The organism is Bacillus paralicheniformis (assembly GCF_001042485.2).
GTDB lineage: Bacteria > Bacillota > Bacilli > Bacillales > Bacillaceae > Bacillus > Bacillus paralicheniformis.
Window position 1 is genome coordinate 216,012 of sequence record NZ_LBMN02000035.1, and the last position, 16,428, is coordinate 232,439.

General features: G+C 44.6%; 20 protein-coding genes, 1 other RNA gene and 1 pseudogene. 17 read left to right on the plus strand and 5 right to left on the minus strand.

The annotated features are described in order from the left end of the window. Positions 1 to 143: 143 nt before the first annotated feature. A complete protein-coding gene (locus tag ACH97_RS17885) occupies positions 144 to 365 on the minus strand; it encodes a hypothetical protein (protein WP_020451497.1) in 222 nt (73 codons plus the stop codon). A 124-nt stretch (positions 366 to 489) separates the two neighbouring features. Between ACH97_RS17885 and ACH97_RS17890 the strand changes: the two genes are divergently transcribed. The 8 genes from ACH97_RS17890 (at position 490) to ACH97_RS17925 (ending at position 7,164) form a co-directional block, all read left to right on the plus strand. Continuing rightward, entirely contained in the window at positions 490 to 891 is a 402-nt protein-coding gene (locus ACH97_RS17890; RefSeq protein ID WP_020451498.1) for a YmaF family protein, read from the plus strand. A 101-nt stretch (positions 892 to 992) separates the two neighbouring features. Continuing rightward, positions 993 to 1,937 carry a tRNA (adenosine(37)-N6)-dimethylallyltransferase MiaA gene (miaA, locus tag ACH97_RS17895; protein WP_025811482.1) on the plus strand — a complete coding sequence of 315 codons (945 nt, stop codon included), beginning with the start codon at positions 993 to 995 and terminating at the stop codon, positions 1,935 to 1,937. A gap of 41 nt (positions 1,938 to 1,978) precedes the next feature. After that, positions 1,979 to 2,200, plus strand: a complete 222-nt coding sequence (gene hfq, locus ACH97_RS17900) for an RNA chaperone Hfq (RefSeq protein ID WP_020451500.1) — start codon at positions 1,979 to 1,981, stop codon at positions 2,198 to 2,200. A gap of 313 nt (positions 2,201 to 2,513) precedes the next feature. Next, a complete protein-coding gene (locus ACH97_RS17905) occupies positions 2,514 to 2,726 on the plus strand; it encodes a hypothetical protein (protein ID WP_020451502.1) in 213 nt (70 codons plus the stop codon). 250 nt (positions 2,727 to 2,976) lie between these two features. Beyond that, positions 2,977 to 3,372, plus strand: coding sequence for a class Ib ribonucleoside-diphosphate reductase assembly flavoprotein NrdI (gene nrdI, locus ACH97_RS17910; RefSeq protein ID WP_020451503.1), 396 nt, complete (start codon positions 2,977 to 2,979; stop codon positions 3,370 to 3,372). Then, positions 3,329 to 5,431, plus strand: coding sequence for a class 1b ribonucleoside-diphosphate reductase subunit alpha (nrdE, locus tag ACH97_RS17915; RefSeq protein ID WP_020451504.1), 2,103 nt, complete (start codon positions 3,329 to 3,331; stop codon positions 5,429 to 5,431). Before nrdI ends, nrdE begins: the two co-directional genes overlap by 44 nt. Before the next feature lie 20 nt (positions 5,432 to 5,451). Then, a complete protein-coding gene (gene nrdF, locus ACH97_RS17920; RefSeq protein WP_020451505.1) occupies positions 5,452 to 6,429 on the plus strand; it encodes a class 1b ribonucleoside-diphosphate reductase subunit beta in 978 nt (325 codons plus the stop codon). A 117-nt stretch (positions 6,430 to 6,546) separates the two neighbouring features. Next, a complete protein-coding gene (locus tag ACH97_RS17925; RefSeq protein WP_020451506.1) occupies positions 6,547 to 7,164 on the plus strand; it encodes a hypothetical protein in 618 nt (205 codons plus the stop codon). A gap of 18 nt (positions 7,165 to 7,182) precedes the next feature. Here ACH97_RS17925 and ACH97_RS17930 read toward each other — a convergent pair whose 3' ends face one another. Next, on the minus strand, positions 7,183 to 7,983 hold the full coding sequence (locus ACH97_RS17930) for an MBL fold metallo-hydrolase (protein WP_020451507.1): 801 nt from the start codon (positions 7,981 to 7,983) through the stop codon (positions 7,183 to 7,185). A gap of 202 nt (positions 7,984 to 8,185) precedes the next feature. Between ACH97_RS17930 and sufU the strand changes: the two genes are divergently transcribed. From sufU to ACH97_RS17950, 4 genes are all read left to right on the plus strand, one after another. Next, on the plus strand, positions 8,186 to 8,617 hold the full coding sequence (gene sufU, locus ACH97_RS17935) for a Fe-S cluster assembly sulfur transfer protein SufU (RefSeq protein WP_048350644.1): 432 nt from the start codon (positions 8,186 to 8,188) through the stop codon (positions 8,615 to 8,617). A 94-nt stretch (positions 8,618 to 8,711) separates the two neighbouring features. Then, positions 8,712 to 9,176 carry a Fur family transcriptional regulator gene (locus tag ACH97_RS17940; RefSeq protein ID WP_026579698.1) on the plus strand — a complete coding sequence of 155 codons (465 nt, stop codon included), beginning with the start codon at positions 8,712 to 8,714 and terminating at the stop codon, positions 9,174 to 9,176. 44 nt (positions 9,177 to 9,220) lie between these two features. Beyond that, on the plus strand, positions 9,221 to 9,886 hold the full coding sequence (locus tag ACH97_RS17945) for a GntR family transcriptional regulator (RefSeq protein WP_048350649.1): 666 nt from the start codon (positions 9,221 to 9,223) through the stop codon (positions 9,884 to 9,886). Positions 9,887 to 9,893: 7 nt separating this feature from the next. Further along, a complete protein-coding gene (locus tag ACH97_RS17950; protein ID WP_020451510.1) occupies positions 9,894 to 10,868 on the plus strand; it encodes a DMT family transporter in 975 nt (324 codons plus the stop codon). 54 nt (positions 10,869 to 10,922) lie between these two features. Here the strand turns inward: ACH97_RS17950 and ACH97_RS17955 are convergent, their stop codons facing one another. Further along, on the minus strand, positions 10,923 to 11,684 hold the full coding sequence (locus ACH97_RS17955; protein WP_023857646.1) for an N-acetylmuramoyl-L-alanine amidase: 762 nt from the start codon (positions 11,682 to 11,684) through the stop codon (positions 10,923 to 10,925). Positions 11,685 to 11,843: 159 nt separating this feature from the next. Here ACH97_RS17955 and ssrS point away from each other — a divergent pair. Continuing rightward, positions 11,844 to 12,027: non-coding RNA, 6S RNA (gene ssrS / locus ACH97_RS23125), on the plus strand. A 173-nt stretch (positions 12,028 to 12,200) separates the two neighbouring features. Here ssrS and ACH97_RS17960 read toward each other — a convergent pair. After that, positions 12,201 to 12,686: a DMT family transporter gene (locus ACH97_RS17960; protein WP_020451514.1), complete on the minus strand. Its 486-nt coding sequence runs from the start codon at positions 12,684 to 12,686 to the stop codon at positions 12,201 to 12,203. A 21-nt stretch (positions 12,687 to 12,707) separates the two neighbouring features. Further along, the gene (locus tag ACH97_RS17965) at positions 12,708 to 13,157 is read right to left on the minus strand and encodes a DMT family transporter (protein WP_048350645.1); all 450 of its coding nucleotides are present in this window, start codon (positions 13,155 to 13,157) and stop codon (positions 12,708 to 12,710) included. Positions 13,158 to 13,599: 442 nt separating this feature from the next. Here ACH97_RS17965 and ACH97_RS24525 point away from each other — a divergent pair. From ACH97_RS24525 to ACH97_RS17985, 4 genes and pseudogenes are all read left to right on the plus strand, one after another. Beyond that, a pseudogene (locus ACH97_RS24525) lies at positions 13,600 to 13,722 on the plus strand (hypothetical protein); the annotation flags it as partial. 298 nt (positions 13,723 to 14,020) lie between these two features. Then, positions 14,021 to 14,644: a TetR/AcrR family transcriptional regulator gene (locus tag ACH97_RS17975; RefSeq protein WP_048350646.1), complete on the plus strand. Its 624-nt coding sequence runs from the start codon at positions 14,021 to 14,023 to the stop codon at positions 14,642 to 14,644. Between the two features lie 2 nt (positions 14,645 to 14,646). Further along, positions 14,647 to 15,033: an OsmC family protein gene (locus ACH97_RS17980; RefSeq protein WP_020451518.1), complete on the plus strand. Its 387-nt coding sequence runs from the start codon at positions 14,647 to 14,649 to the stop codon at positions 15,031 to 15,033. Positions 15,034 to 15,065: 32 nt separating this feature from the next. Further along, positions 15,066 to 16,415, plus strand: a complete 1,350-nt coding sequence (locus ACH97_RS17985; RefSeq protein ID WP_048350647.1) for a cytosine permease — start codon at positions 15,066 to 15,068, stop codon at positions 16,413 to 16,415. The last annotated feature ends 13 nt before the right edge of the window (positions 16,416 to 16,428 follow it).

Here is a 16,428-nt window from a genome sequence, read left to right on the forward strand (position 1 = left end):
GGCCGCTTCAAAGATTTCTTCTTTTTTAGACATAAAAAAAACCCGTATTACTAACCGGTTGGTAAAATCCATCTTAATTGATGCAAAAGTTCTAAGTCAAGAAAAAAGTTATGTAAAAAGGCCCCTGGAAGAGCCTTTATCTGTCAGAAAAAAGGATAGTAAGGATACGGCGGATACGGATATCCCCAAGGGCCGAGAAGCGCTCCGGCAGTAAGTCCGCCCAAAAAACCTCCGAAGAAGGGGCCCGGACCGAAAAACGGACGCGGGCCGAAAAACGGGCGCCCAAAAGGTCCGCCAAAGAAAGGTCTGCCGATGATGCGCTGGTTGTCGTCGCCGTATACAGGAGCGTGCTCGAAATGATTCATAAAAAAATCCCTCCAATAATAAAATGAAACCTGACTAACATCACTGTATTCTGCCCAGCCGTTTTTGCTTGGGCGCCCGTCGTATTTTTTAGTGAAGCCGCCCTTAAAAAGGAGTGAATGAAACATGACGCTGTATCAGTCGGATTGGTCAAAAGCGCCTCCCCATGCCCACGCCTACAGGGCGAGAACATCGACTGCCAATGGCCATTACCACCTAATTGAAGGCTTTTCCCAGCCGGCAAACGGGAGCAATACAGATGGGCACGTTCATTTTTATTCCGGCATCACTTCTTTCGATAAGGGACATTATCACAGGTATTACGCGATTACGGGGCCCGCGATTCCGCGGGCGGACGGCACGCATTATCATGAAATCGGGGGCACGACCTATCTGGCATATTCTGCGGCTCCCCCGATCAGATTTGGCGGAGTCGTGTATGTAAGCGATGGAATAAAGGAGAGGCACCGGCATACTTTTAAAGGTTCCACTAGAGAAATTGTGGGGAATGAGCCGATAGGGTGGTGAGGGAATGTTTGGAAAGCAATGAAAACGGGTAAAATGAAATGGATGTTTTTGAACGTGAAATGGTATAATGGGAGGAGCTTGTTTAAAGAGAGTGATCAGCAGTGAATAAAACGAAACCGCCGGTCATCGTTTTGATCGGACCGACCGCTGTCGGTAAAACAAAATTAAGCGTGATGCTGGCCGAGCATTTGAATGCGGAAATTATCAGCGGAGATTCGATGCAGATTTACAAAAGAATGGATATCGGCACAGCAAAAATTAAAGAAGAAGAAATGAACGGGGTTCCGCATCACTTGATCGATATTAAAGAACCGACGGAATCTTTCTCGGTTGCTGAATATCAGGAGATCGTCAGACAAAAAATCGCAGAGATTGGCAGGCGAGGGAAGCTTCCGATGATTGTGGGGGGGACAGGGCTCTATATCCAGTCTGTCCTTTACGACTATTCATTCACAGAGGAAGCGGGCGACCCTGAGTTCCGAGCGGAGATGGAGGCGCTCTCTGACAAGAGAGGAGCCGAATATGTTCACTGTCTATTGAAAGAGCGCGATCCCGGAGCGGCAAAAGCCATTCATCCAAACAATAAACGAAGGGTCATCAGGGCGCTTGAAATTTTCCATACGACAGGAAAAACGATGTCTGAACATATGGAAGGACAGCGGAAAGAGCTTTTATACACCACGGCTCTCATCGGTTTGACGATGGAGCGGGAAGTGCTGTATGACAGGATCAACAGCCGCGTAGACCAGATGATGGATGAGGGGCTGCTGAATGAAGTGAAACAGCTTTATGATGAAAACATAAGAAATTGCCAGTCTGTTCAGGCCATCGGGTACAAAGAGCTTTATGCGTACCTTGAAGGCAGAGCGTCCTTGGAAGAGGCGGTTGAGACGTTGAAGCGGAATTCGAGACGCTACGCCAAAAGACAGCTGACATGGTTCAGAAATCAAATGGATGTCGCCTGGTATGACATGACGCCCCCTGTCAATATCGAGCAGAAAAAACAGGAAATTTTCACTTACATAGCAGGAAAGCTCGAACTTTAATCGAAACAGTATGGTATAGAGAAACAAGGAGGACCAGAAACATGAAATCGATAAATATTCAAGATCAGTTTTTGAATCAGATTCGGAAAGAAAGTACATTTGTCACGGTCTTTTTACTGAATGGATTTCAGCTGCGCGGACAAGTAAAAGGATTTGACAACTTTACAGTGTTGATTGAATCGGAAGGAAAGCAGCAGCTTATATACAAACATGCCATTTCCACATTTGCACCGCAAAAAAACGTTCAACTCGAACTCGAATAGCGATTTACGGCTAAAAGACCATGCCTGGCATGGTCTTTTCAGATTGCCTGACAAAATCCTGAAACAGTTTACTGTTTTGGGATTTTGTCGTTTTCGAGGCGACTTTACAATCAACTGCGGCCGTTGCCGGTCCGAGCAGGAGTCTGGGAATAAAAGGAACGGCGACCAATTGCCTGACATCCTGTCTAAAACGCCGCCGTCATCACGTCCTGTGAAAGACCGAGGCATTCAAATTTACAAAGCGGCATCTAATCGCTAAACTAAGTAGTGTTTACATCAATTCAGTTTGAAAATGAAAAGGAATGAGCGAACAATGAAACCTAAGATCGTCATCAACCATTGGGAAGAGACGTGTGAAGATGATTCCTGCTATGAATACGGCACAAGTATTCTCGTCAATGGAAAAGAACTTGTCAGGGAAGCGTCGATCATGACGGCTGTTCAGTCGGTTCTTAAGGAACTCGGCATCGAAGCCGATATTAAAGAGGTATGCGAGAACAAGTGCTGTGACACTTACAAAAAATAAGCGAAAAAGTCTAGTCTACTAACTCAATTTTTTTCGTGTTATGATAGATTTCGGTTTGTGAGTAGGATGAGCGAACGGCTCTCATTCTACTCATATTTCTTTGGCCTTAGGCCTCCTAAGCTGAAGCAAATTGTGAACTTTCATCAACCTGAGCACAATATATTGTGTTTTCTTGAATGATAGTATACTATATATTGTGTAAGGTTCGAGTTGAAAGACTCGGAAACAATTTTACTAGGTCGTGATAATGATGATTCAGATCGTATTTGATTCAAAAACGGGAAACGTTCAGCGCTTTGTGGATAAGACGCCTTTTCGCAATAAACGGAAAGTCAGCACAGAGGAGTATCTAGACGAACCGTTTGTTTTGATCACGTACACGACAGGGTTTGGGGAAGTTCCGAAAACGACTGAGATGTTTCTTGAGAAAAACGCCCATCTTCTTTTGGGAGTTGCGGCAAGCGGAAACAGAGTGTGGGGAGACAATTTTGCGAAAAGCGCAGAAAAAATCTCGAAGCAGTATCAGGTTCCGATTCTCGGCAAATTTGAGCTCAGCGGGACGGCCAAAGACGTTGAACTGTTTACTCAGGAGGTAGAAAGAATTGTCACAAAATCAAGTGCCAAAATGGATCCAGTTAAACAATGAGATCATGATCCAAAAAGACGGGAAATTCCAGTTTGATAAAGATAAAGAAGCTGTACATAGTTATTTTGTAGACTATATCAACCAAAATACGGTATTTTTCCATGATCTGAAAGAGAAAATCGATTACTTAATCAAGAATGACTACTATGAAGAAGAGTTTTTAAGCCGCTACACGTTCGAAGAAATCAAGGAAGTGTTCAAAGAGGCTTACGCTAAAAAATTCAGATTCCCGTCCTTTATGAGCGCTTTTAAGTTTTACAATGACTATGCGCTGAAGACAAACGACAAGAAAAAAATTCTTGAACGCTATGAAGACAGAATCTCTATCGTAGCTTTATTTTTTGCAAACGGGGATAAGGAGAAGGCGAAGGAATTCGTCAGAATGATGATCAACCAGGAGTATCAGCCGAGCACGCCGACGTTCTTAAATGCCGGCCGCAAACGCCGCGGAGAGCTGGTCAGCTGCTTCCTCTTGGAAGTCAATGATTCCTTGAACGACATCTCGAGAGCGATTGATATTTCAATGCAGCTGTCAAAGCTAGGCGGAGGCGTATCGTTGAACCTTTCAAAACTGCGTGCGAAAGGCGAAGCGATCAAAGACGTCGAAAACGCGACAAAAGGCGTCGTCGGCGTGATGAAGCTTCTTGACAACGCATTCCGTTACGCTGATCAGATGGGACAAAGACAAGGCTCAGGGGCTGCATACTTAAACATTTTCCACCGTGACATCAACGATTTCCTCGATACGAAGAAGATTTCGGCTGATGAGGATGTCCGGGTGAAAACATTGTCCATCGGAGTCGTCATTCCAGATAAATTCATCGAGCTTGCAAGAGAGGATAAAGCGGCATACGTATTCTATCCGCACACCGTTTATAAAGCGTACGGCGAGCACCTCGATGAAATGGACATGAACGAGATGTACGACCGGCTTGTGGAAGATCCGCGCGTCAAAAAAGAAAAAATCCACCCGCGCAAGATGCTCGAAAAGCTTGCGATGTTAAGATCGGAATCAGGATATCCGTACATTATGTTCCAGGACAATGTCAACAACGCGCATGCGAACAATCATATTTCCAAGGTTAAATTTTCCAACCTTTGCTCAGAGGTTCTTCAGGCTTCACAGGTTTCTTCATACACAGACTACGGTCAAGAAGATGAGATCGGCCTTGACATCTCCTGCAACCTTGGTTCATTGAACATATTGAACGTCATGAAAAACAAATCGCTTGAGCAGACGGTTAAGCTTGCAACCGATTCGCTGACGCACGTTTCTGAAACGACGAACATTACGAACGCACCGGCGGTCAAAAAAGCGAACAAAGCGATGAAATCCATCGGCCTTGGAGCGATGAACCTGCACGGATTCCTGGCACAGAACAATATCGCCTACGAAAGTGAGGAAGCGAGGGACTTCGCGAACACTTTCTTTATGATGATGAACTTTTACTCGATTGAACGGTCTGCCGAAATCGCCAAAGAAAAAGGTGAGACGTACCATAACTACGAAGGTTCGGCTTACGCAACGGGTGAATACTTCGAAAAGTATGTTACACAAGATTTCTCGCCTAAATTCGAAAAAGTGGCCAAGCTTTTTGAAGGCATGCACATCCCGACAAAAGAAGACTGGGAACAGCTGAAACAGTTTGTCAAAGAACACGGATTGTATCACAGCTACAGACTGTGCATCGCACCGACCGGGTCCATTTCATATGTACAGTCAAGTACGGCATCAGTCATGCCGATCATGGAGCGGATTGAAGAAAGAACTTACGGCAACTCCAAGACGTACTATCCGATGCCTGGACTTGCGCCGAGCAACTGGTTCTACTATAAAGAAGCGTATGATATGGACATGTTCAGAGTTGTCGACATGATCTCGACGATTCAGCAGCACGTTGACCAAGGCATAAGCTTTACATTGTTCCTGAAAGATACAATGACGACACGCGATCTGAACCGGATCGATCTTTATGCCCACCATAAAGGAATCAAAACACTTTACTATGCAAGAACGAAGGATACAGGGCAAGAAGGCTGCCTTTCTTGTGTCGTTTGATTAAAGGAGAGTATGCGAAAGTGACGAAAATTTATGATGCAGCAAACTGGTCAAAGCATGAAGATGATTTTACCCAAATGTTTTACAACCAAAATGTGAAGCAATTTTGGCTTCCGGAAGAGATTGCGCTTAATGGAGATCTTCTGACATGGAAGTACTTGGGTAAAAATGAACAGGACACATACATGAAGGTGCTCGCGGGGCTGACGCTTCTCGATACAGAGCAGGGGAACACGGGAATGCCCCTTGTCGCTGAGCATGTAGAAGGGCATCAGCGCAAAGCGGTGCTGAACTTCATGGCGATGATGGAAAACGCGGTCCACGCCAAGTCCTATTCAAACATTTTCATGACGCTTGCCCCGACAGAGACGATCAACGAAGTCTTTGAATGGGTTAAACAAAACAAATATTTGCAGAAAAAAGCTCAGGTCATTGTCGGACTCTATGAGAAAATCCGCCAGGGCGATAAAATTTCGCTGTTTAAAGCGATGGTCGCATCCGTTTATTTAGAAAGCTTCCTGTTCTACAGCGGCTTCTACTACCCGCTTTATTTTTACGGACAGGGCAAGCTGATGCAAAGCGGCGAAATCATCAACCTGATCTTGCGGGACGAAGCGATTCACGGCGTCTATGTCGGCCTGCTCGCTCAGGAGATTTACAATCAGCAGACACCTGAGAAAAAAGAAGAGCTGTACGCGTTTGCCATTGATCTATTAAAAGAGCTTTATGAAAATGAGCTTGAATATACAGAAGATCTGTACGACCAGGTCGGCCTTTCACACGACGTGAAGAAGTTCATCCGCTATAATGCCAACAAAGCGCTGATGAACCTTGGCTTTGAAGCTTATTTTGAAGAAGAAGAGATCAATCCGATCGTGTTGAACGGGTTGAATACGAAAACGAAGTCACACGACTTCTTCTCAATGAAAGGAAACGGCTACAAAAAAGCAACAGTTGAACCGATAAGAGACGACGATTTTTACTTTGACGATAAGTAAGCCGGCCGGGCTAAAAGGGCGCATCCGCGCCCAAGCCCCGCCTTTCAGTTATAGATACACGGCAAAATGAGAGCAGAACGAATCTGCTCTTTTCACTTTGAGGAGGAAACGGATACAATGGGAAAAATGGATGAAATCATTCTCGTGGTTCCGCGGGAAAACGTATTTGCAAATGAAACGCTGACCTTCCAAGGCGTCAACAGCGACGGTGAGAAGGTTGGGAAGATCATGGCGCATATTGAACAGCACTTCAGTGAAATGAGAAGGGGAGACGCCGAAGAAGATCCTGCGTTTAAACAGCCGATCCCTTATGTTGTCATCAAAAGAGAAGACGAAATATTTGTATACGAGCGGCTCGAAGGCGGAGGGGAAGCGCGGCTTCACAACAAGCTGTCACTCGGCTTCGGCGGCCACATGAACTTTGCCGAAGGGCTTGATTTTTCCGGTATTCTGAAGTTAAACACAGACCGTGAACTTGATGAAGAGCTTCTGATTGAGGAATCAGATAAAGAAAAAATGGTGACGCTCGGACTGATTAATGATGATGAAAACAGCGTCGGAAAAGTACATATCGGAATCCTTTCAGCGCTTGAGTTAAAACCGGGCGCACACGTTGAAGTTAAAGAAAAGGAGCAGATTGCCGGCCGGTGGATGAAAGCCAGTGATCTGAAAGATAAAAGCGTCTATGACAGACTTGAATCTTGGTCACAGTTTGTCGTTGATATCTTAGTTTAAATGGGAAAACTCGCTGATTCAGCGAGTTTTCTTTTCGTATTGGACCGGTTTCCATTGAAAAAGTGAGCCCTGCTTTTCGATTAACCCGAAACCAGGGTAGGGGAAATGACACCCGTGGAGCAGGACCTGTCCGTTATAAGCCTGCCGGGCCAGCAGTCTTCTTGTCTTTTCTCCCTCTTTAGGGTCATGCTCAAGCGAAACCCGCAGCTTTGGATTGGAGATGCTTTCGGGAATGTGAAATGCGTCATTGATGATCTGACAGACCCCGTCTTTTGTCTGTAATTCAATAGTCAAGTGTCCAGGCGTATGTCCGGGCGTATGGATCAGCTTCAGTCCGGGAAGCAGTTCGGTATCTTCTGTCAGCAGCTTCAGAAGCGGCCGGACAGTGGAGAGAATGCGAAACTGTTTAGAAGCCGGCGTTTGTTTTGCGTACAGCCATTCTGCTTCACTGATCAGATGAACAGCGTTTGGAAAAGCGGGTTTCCCGTTATTCAGAAGACCTCCCGTATGATCTAAATGACTGTGTGACAAAATGACATAGTCTATGGAGTCAGGCATAATTCCCGCCTGTGTCAGGTGATGAATCAAGTGCCCGCTTTCTTGTCCGCCTGTTTCGCCAAATCCCGTATCAATCAGTATCCGTTTTTCGTTCGTTTCCAGGCAGATAAAGTTCAGCGCTACTTCAAATTCTTCAGGATAATGTTCTGCTTCATGAGGGTCTCCTCCCGCCAAAAAGAAATCCCTTGAAACTCGAAATGCTCCATCAGATAAAATTGTCATTTGAAAAGAATCGAGTTGAATGCGGTCTGGCTCCTTCATAATAAATCTTCCCCCTTTGCGTTTGACCGATCTGTCTCTTTATTAGAAGAGGCAGTTTCATTGTGTCTTTTCATTTGCGGTGAGCTTCTTGATCGGTTATTATTAAATCGTAATGATTACGATTTAATAACGGAAGTATAACTAAATTCGTTTGTTCTTTCAACCAAAATACAACTGTTTAAAAGGGAAGGAGCATCATTTCATGCCGAAACTGGAAGAGCTGTATCGGTCCGTCATTATGGATCATGCAAGATACAGGCGAAATTTTCGAAAAATCGATAAACACAGCGCGTATTACGTCCATTACAAAAATCCAACATGCGGTGATGTGATGACTTTGTTTATCGACATTAAAAATGAAAAGATCGAAGACACAGCTTTTATCGGAGATGGGTGCAGCATCAGCATGGCTTCCTCATCAATCATGACTGAACTGATAAAAGGAAAGACGTTAAAAGAAGCCGGGCTAATGCGTGAAGCGATGGAAAATATGATCAGAAAAGGAGAAGAACCGGCAGAGGATCTGCTGGGAGATGCCGTTTCCCTGATTGGCGTCCATCCGTTACGGGCCCGCCATAACTGTGCCCTGATGCCTTGGCAGGCGCTCGATCGGATCAAGGAGAACGTTTATTAAATGAACATCACATCTAAAGCACTCCGTTTCTAAGGCAGCCAGGCAAAGAATATCGGAAGATTCAAGGGAAAAAAGGGGCAGTGACGAAAGAGGTATGGAAAACGAAACGAATGTAAAGCAGGAAGCGATGGCGCAGCTTAAACGGAAAGGCATTCGAATGACGCCGCAGCGGCTGGCCATCTACCATTATTTTTTAGCCAACAGGAACCACCCTACAATAGCTGAAATTCAACAATCATTGAGGGAGATATATCCTGCCGTCAGTACAGCGACGATATACAACACCATCCGCTATTTTAAACAAGAGGGCCTTATAAAAGAAATGGGGTTTACCGATCCGCTTCGTTTTGATCTGGCTCTAGAGGAACATGATCATGTCATATGCGAAGTATGCGGGAAAATCGTCGATTTTCATTGTCCGCAACTGGAGAAAGTAAAAGACATTGCGGCACGGCTGACCGGATTTAAAGTGACACATCACCGATTGGAACTGTACGGCATCTGCAAAGATTGCCAGGCGAAAAGAAAATACGCCGCTAAAGAGAAAGGGGTTAGATAAAAAATTTGGTTGTGCATAAAACCAAAATCCGATATATTGGTTTTATGATGAAAAATAACATTAAACGAATCAAACGAATTTCGCTTCGGGAAGAAGTGTATCAAACGCTGAAGCGCACCATCGTACATTTGGAACTAAAGCCGGGGGAGCGCTTGCATGATCAGGAGCTTGCAGAGCAGTTTGGCATCAGCCGCACACCTGTCAGGGAGGCGCTCAAACGCCTGGAAGATGAAGGACTTGTTGAAACTGTTCCGGGTTCAGCAACACGTGTAGCACCGTTAAATCGCGAGGAAGCTGAACATGCTTTTACAGTCACTGCAGCACTGCATGCGCTGGCTGTCAAGCTGTCGTTTCCTTTTTTAACGGATTCAGACCTTGATCAACTGGAGAGGCATAATCAAACGTTGCAGCAAGCGATTCAAAAAGAAGACATTATCGAAGCAATCGAATCGGATGCTGCTTTTCATGAGGTGTTTTTACAAGCATCAAAAAACCCGGAAATTACCCGGGCATTGGAGAGAATTTCTTCAAAAATTTACCGCCTTGAGATGTCGCAGTTTTCCTCGATCGGCAGCTTGAAATCTGTCGAACAGCATCAGAACATCATCGATGCCTGCAGACAGGGGGATCGGAATGCGGCCATCAAGCTTGCCGAGGAAAACTGGCTCAGTCTCGGAGACCGATTGGCCGGACATCAGGAAAAGGAGTGAGGGGATTGTGAGGCCGATTATACTGGGCGTTTTTGCAGCCTTCTTTTTTGCTTTTACATTCGTTTTAAACAGGGCGATGGAGCTTGAAGGGGGAAGCTGGATCTGGAGCGCATCGCTAAGATTTATCTTTATGGCGCCTCTTTTATTTGTCATTGTTTGGCTGAGGGGGAACGTAAAAGAACTTTTTCAGGAAATCAAAAAAGCACCGGGCATTTGGCTGAGATGGAGCATCGTCGGCTTCGGCCTCTTTTATGCGCCGCTCTGTTTTGCGGCGGCTTACGGGCCGGGCTGGCTGATTGCAGGAACATGGCAAATCACGATTATTTCCGGCTCCCTTTTGGCGCCGCTTTTTTACGAAACCATCCAAACAAAAACAGGTCCCGTACAGATGAGGGGCAAAATTCCCTATAAAGGGCTGGCGATGTCGTTGATCATTTTAATCGGGGTGGCGCTGATGCAGGCTGAGCATGCGGCACAGCTTTCTTTGCATGAGATGCTGCTGTGCGTCGTGCCGGTTATGTTGGCTTCATTTGCATATCCGCTTGGGAACAGAAAAATGATGGAAGCTTGCGCCGGGCGCCTTGATGCTTATCAGCGGGTATTGGGGATGACGTTGGCAAGCCTTCCGTTTTGGCTGATCCTCTCACTGTACGGGCTGGCATCGGCGGGTGCGCCCAGCCGGGGACAAGTCATTCAGTCAGGTTTGGTGGCTGTCTTTTCCGGAATATGCGCAACTGTGCTGTTCTTTGCCGCAACCGATCTTGTAAAAGGGGATATGCGAAAATTAGGGGCTGTCGAGGCCACACAATCGTTTGAAGTGCTGTTTGCTGCCGCTGGTGAAATTTTGCTTCTTTCAAGTCCGCTTCCTGGTGCCATCTCATGGAGCGGCATGGCACTTGTGATTATCGGAATGGTGTTGAACAGCCATGCATCGAATCAAACGCAAAAGCCGGCGATTCAAAGTAAAGCTGCAAAAGCATGAAAAAAGCCTGCGATCTATACGAGACAGATCGCGGGCTTTTCTTGATGATTGTCCCTATTCCTGGTAAATGAAAGCGTCAAATCCGGCGTTTTTGGCTTGCTGAACGAGCGCTTCGGCATTTTCTTTTGAAGAAAAAGCGCCAATTTGCACTTTGTAAAGGCTGTCCCTGTAAATCACAAGGGCATCAAACCCTTTCGCTTCCGCTTGAGCGGCAAGCGAATCGGCATTGGCTTTGGTTCTGAAAGCGCCGATCTGCACTTTATAGAGAGCTGCTGCGTTTTTGGAAAGGTTAAATGCCCTTGCGAGTCCGTTGGCGTGGCCTCTGGCAATGGATTGAATAAACGCGGAAGACTTCAGTTTCTCGGCGTCGCTTGTATTGTCTACAAAGCCATTTTCCGTAAGGAGTGCGGGCATGGCTGTTTCTCTTAGAACATGAAAATTGGCCGTTTTCTTGCCGCGATCCCTGAAATCGACAACTTTTAAAATCTCTTCATGCATGATATCCCGATAGGTGGTGGTAGGTGCACCGACGCCGGGATAAATGTAATCCTCGAAACCTGTCCCGCCCCCGGCATTCATGTGAATCGATAGAAAATAGTCCGCTCCCCAGCTGTTCGCGGCGTTCGTGCGTTGCGTCAGACTGACGGTTTGGTCGCTTGTCCTGCTCAACAGGACTGAAACATTTTGATATTCATTCAGCAGCATGTTTCTTAAAGCCAAGGCGGTTTGCAATGTTAACTGTTTTTCTTGCAAACCATTAGCTGAAGCACCTGTATCAGACCCGCCATGGCCGGGATCGATAAAAATTTTTACCACAAGACATCACCTCAATAGACAGTCTATGAACAGATGGACATGAAGGGTTGTACGAACGCCACAGTATTGCAGAATTTTGTAAATATTCAACTTATTATAGAGCGTCATATTCTCTTCAGGCAAGAGGTTGCATTTTTAATGTTTTTATCATATAATTCAATTACGCTGCATTGTACGTAATGATAATTAAGTTTTAACCTTTAAGCTGTAATAGGGAGTTTTATATCGGAACCGGAATGTCATGCCTTCCTCGAAAGGACGACAGGAACGTTTCTGCAGACACCCACTTTGAGGAGTGTGGTTTAAAACTTTCTTACTTGCATACGGCAATTGCAGCACTTCACTTAAGTCATTTGAATAAAATGGCTTTTTTTATTTGCTTAAAATCGGTTTACTGTAAATGTTTTATGTAAACTAACTTGCTGTAAATAAAGGGCGGACACCGCCCTTTTATTCATTTTAAAGAAAAACGAATGCCTGAATTCCAGCAAGTAGAAGGTGCAAAAATGACTGGCATCAAAAATGCTGAATGATGATAATTCCCGTGATCATCAGGACAATTCCCAGCATGCGCTGCACATTTAAGCGGTGTTTGGGGGTTCCGAACCAGCCAAAATGATCGATGATGAGGGCGATGATCATTTGGCCGCTTAAAGCCAAAACAACAGTAAGTGACGCTCCGACAATCGGCAAAAGCAAAATATTGGATGTGATAAAGATGACGCCAAGTATTCCGCCAGTCCAGAGCCACCAAGGGCTGCCCGTGATAAAGGTTTTTGCTGTATGTAAATTGTTTAAATGAAATAACCGCCGATGTTCAATGATCGACGTAAGAAAGAGAAGAATGACCATTCCAACCAAAAACGAAATAAGTGAAGCGATAAAAGGTGATTGGAGAGCATTTCTCAGCTCTGAATTAATAGATGTTTGAATCGGTGATGCCATTCCGGCAAAAAGCCCGAGCATCATGTAAAGAAAAACGTTCATAGTGTTGTTTTTCATCGGTGATGAACTCCCTTGCTATTAATATTTTTTGATAATGAAAACCCCGGAGATGATGAACAAAATGCCGATGATTCTAGGAAAGTTTAATTCATGAACGGGAATATGAAACCATCCGAAGTGATCGATGGCCAGAGCCATCACCATCTGTCCAAGCAAAGTGACGACAACTGTCAGTGCTGATCCAAGACGCGGAAGCAACAAAATATTTGAAGTTAAATAAAAAACGCCTAAACATCCGCCTCCAATGAGGATCCACAAGGGGATGGAAGGGAGAAGTCCGATGATAGACAAAAAATGGCGCTCTGTCACTAAGGCGACAATGACCAGGATAAGCGTACCGGCAAAAAAAGATATGGCCGCCGCCCCGTAAGGAGACCCGATCTTCATGCCTAGCCGTGAATTAATTGAGGTTTGAACAGGAACGGCCATTCCGGCCAAAATCCCGGCTATAAGTATTAAAATGATCATATTTTTAAAAACTCCTTTTTGCGGTAATTGGAACGATTATTTCAAAGCTGAAAGTCTTGCTGTTTTTGAGGGACACTTTGTATTTTGGCGAAAAGGAGTTCATGATGCAAGTGCTGATTGATGAAAAGAATTCAAAATTTGCAGCTTTGTATCTATATCATGTTTTTCTTTTTTGAAAATCATGTTTCAAGAAGATTTTGAGATTCAATAAGGTGATGTAGCGATAAAAAAACCAAAGAGGACTCCGGCTGAGTTCTCTTTGGTGTTTGTAAGTCCGGTTCCTCGTGTTCAAAGCCGTAAAATCTCTCCATAAAAAGTAAGTTGGAATCCCGGCAAAATTCACCTCATCCAAATCGTACAAGCAAATTTTCATGAAAGAAGAATTGTTAAACTGAAAAAAGTCCTATAAACTACAAGTAATATTTTGTTAGGGGGTGGGAATGTGTTCAACGAAAGAGAGGCGCTCCGATTAAGACTGGAACAACTGAACAATGCCGAGATACAAGCCATACGCGAACTCCAAAATGAGCGGAAAGACATTTATTCCAGGCTGCGGGAATTAGATTGTCAAAAAGTTTCATCATCACATCATAAAAAAACGTTATTAGAATTAGTCGATGAAACTGTAAATCTCTTAAAAAAATAAACCGAAAGCCGTTTGATCCAGTGGCCGTGAGAGGGATGAAAGAATGAAATAGAGGTTTTGCTTTGCTCATATTTTGTAATTGCGCGAAAAATGGAAAGGTTAGCAACTTGACTAGGAAAAGAACATTGTATAAGATTATTCTTACAAATCCAATAGGAATAACGGCCCTAAAACTGACTGACTTGTCAATCGAGATTCCGGGTAAGGAGGAAAACACTTGGGAAATACGGATACAAGAGAGGAATTGCTACATATCGCGCTTGAGATTTTTGCTACGAAAGGATATCACGCGACAAAAATTTCAGACATCGTAAAACAGGCTGGCGTTGCACAGGGAACTTTTTACTGGCACTTCAAAAGCAAAGAAGAAATCGTCAAGGAAATCATAGACAAGGGGAAAGAAAACCTTCTTGCAGCCATTCATCAAGGCTACAGGCAGACGTTTGCTCTTACAGATGATATGATCCAATCCACGACAGCCCTTATGAAAAGAATTTTTACGTTTGCACAGGAGAACCGAAACTTAATGACGTTTTTATTAGTCAAGGGACAAGGCGCCGATCCGGAAATCAGGGAGGCAATCGAAGAGGCGCTGATCAGTGTTGAACAAGCATTTAAAAAGAACATCCAAAGGGCTACAGAGCTTGGCATGCTAAATTCCTCCCATAATACTGATCTGCAGGCCACCATGTTAACAAGTCTTGTGTTGGGCACACTATCAAAATGGCTGTTTGGACCAAAGCATGATCTGAATTATGTCCCCAAGTTTTCAGTTGATGAAATGACTGAAGAATTGGTTCATTTTGAATTTTTCGGGCTGATTGGCCAAAGGAGGAATTAAATTTGTCTATTATTCAAAAAACAAATGGAGAGTTTGGGATTTTTCATGAAGCCGGTATGCAGGCCAAGGGGTCTTTCACTCCGAATTCAGACGGCCTTTCGCCGATTGAGCTGTTGGAAGCTTCATTAGGGATGTGTATCACCATTTCTTTGCAAAGGATGTTTGAAAGGGACGGCATAGAAGTGCAGGAGGATGAATTTTCAGTTTCTGTTTCCGCCGCTAAAGCGCCCGATGGCCCGTCCCGTGTTGAAAAATGTACGGTTAGCGTCAAATTGCCCGAGCATCTTCCGACCGACTATAAAAAGAAATTAATCACCTCTGCTGAAAGGGCATGTACAATCGGCAATACGTTAAAACGAGGGGTAACGATTGATACGAATATGGTGTAACAACCTACATGATGAAACGAAGGAGCATGAAAATGGAAAACAACAGTAAAAAACCTTCCTATACAAATGCTGATGATTTTGCTGTTACATCAGTGCCTGAAAATAAGAGAAAATCGATTTTTAACATTACGATTACAAGCTGTGCCTGGATTATCTCATTGTCGACGATTGTGACTGGAGGAGCGCTGATCCAGGGATTGAATTTTGCGCACGCCGTTTTGGCTGCCGTCTTAGGTATGCTGATTCTTGCGGTCTATGGCTTTTTTCAAGGTGTAATGGGTGCAAAATACGGAATATCGACAACCGTTCTTGCCCGTCAGGCTTTTGGACGCTACGGATCGAGCCTTTTTGGAATCGTCTTGGCGCTGACGCTGGGAATCGGCTGGTTTGGCTGGCAGGTTGCTTTTTTCGGCACGACCATTTCTGAAATGTTTCCGGGTGTTTGGCTTGCAAAGCCTGAAGTCGCCATCGTTTGGGGCGGCATTTTAATGATCCTTACCGCTTTTATAGGATATCGCGGGCTTGCCGCTTTAAGCTTTATCGCTGTACCTTTAGTCGTCATCTTTTCTATATGGGGCATTGTGAGTGCTGTCAATTATTCTGGAAGCTGGCATAACTTGCTGACGTTTCATCCGACAGGGGACCCTATGACGATATTTGCCGGAATTACAATCGTAGTTGGAAATGCTGCATTGGGTGCGGTTGTTTTTCCTGATGTGACGAGATATGCAAAAGGAGCGGTTTCAGGAGGAATAGGTGCGTCTGTCGGTTATTTCCTTGGAGGTGTTTTCTGTCTTGTTGCAGGAGCGGCAATGGCCATTGCTGCGAATGTTCCGGATATCGGGTCAACACCGAATATTCCTGCCGCGATGAGCAAGCTCGGACTTGGATTTTTAGCATTTTTCATCATCGTTTTTGCACAGTGGACGACGAATGATAACAATTTGTATACCGGATCTCTGGGGCTTCGCAATGTTGTGAACATTCCTAAGAAAGCACTTGTGGCGATCATGGGCGTGATCGGCATCATGATTGCATTATTAGGTGTCCAGAATATGTTTGTGCCATTCTTAACATTTTTAGGTTTGTATGTTCCGCCGATCGCAGGCGTGATGATCGCAGATCATTGGATCACAGCACCTGTCATCAAGAAAAAACAATATCGATTCGGGGCTGGAACAACTTATTCGAAGCTGAATGTTGCGGCGATTCTTTCGGTGATCATCGGGGGTTTTACCGCTTCAAAGGTAACATTCGGCATCGGACCGATTAACTCTACTGTACTTGCATTTTTGATTTATATCGTTTTTACATTTATTTTCACAAATTTAAATCTCCGTTACGAAATCGGAGAAGCGACAGAGGAATCGTCTGGTTTTTAAGCGGATAAGGAGG

Bases quoted from the DNA above. Each gene is read 5' to 3' on its own strand.
- ACH97_RS17930 (WP_020451507.1), bottom strand. From the start codon at position 7,983: ATGAAGGAGCCAGACCGCATTCAACTCGATTCTTTTCAAATGACAATT.
- sufU (WP_048350644.1), top strand. From the start codon at position 8,186: ATGCCGAAACTGGAAGAGCTGTATCGGTCCGTCATTATGGATCATGCA.
- ACH97_RS17940 (WP_026579698.1), top strand. From the start codon at position 8,712: ATGGAAAACGAAACGAATGTAAAGCAGGAAGCGATGGCGCAGCTTAAA.
- nrdI (WP_020451503.1), top strand. From the start codon at position 2,977: ATGATTCAGATCGTATTTGATTCAAAAACGGGAAACGTTCAGCGCTTT.
- ACH97_RS17890 (WP_020451498.1), top strand. From the start codon at position 490: ATGACGCTGTATCAGTCGGATTGGTCAAAAGCGCCTCCCCATGCCCAC.
- ACH97_RS17905 (WP_020451502.1), top strand. From the start codon at position 2,514: ATGAAACCTAAGATCGTCATCAACCATTGGGAAGAGACGTGTGAAGAT.
- ACH97_RS17965 (WP_048350645.1), bottom strand. From the start codon at position 13,157: ATGATCATTTTAATACTTATAGCCGGGATTTTGGCCGGAATGGCCGTT.
- ACH97_RS17885 (WP_020451497.1), bottom strand. From the start codon at position 365: ATGAATCATTTCGAGCACGCTCCTGTATACGGCGACGACAACCAGCGC.
- ACH97_RS17960 (WP_020451514.1), bottom strand. From the start codon at position 12,686: ATGAAAAACAACACTATGAACGTTTTTCTTTACATGATGCTCGGGCTT.
- ACH97_RS17945 (WP_048350649.1), top strand. From the start codon at position 9,221: ATGATGAAAAATAACATTAAACGAATCAAACGAATTTCGCTTCGGGAA.
- ACH97_RS17925 (WP_020451506.1), top strand. From the start codon at position 6,547: ATGGGAAAAATGGATGAAATCATTCTCGTGGTTCCGCGGGAAAACGTA.
- ACH97_RS17985 (WP_048350647.1), top strand. From the start codon at position 15,066: ATGGAAAACAACAGTAAAAAACCTTCCTATACAAATGCTGATGATTTT.
- hfq (WP_020451500.1), top strand. From the start codon at position 1,979: ATGAAATCGATAAATATTCAAGATCAGTTTTTGAATCAGATTCGGAAA.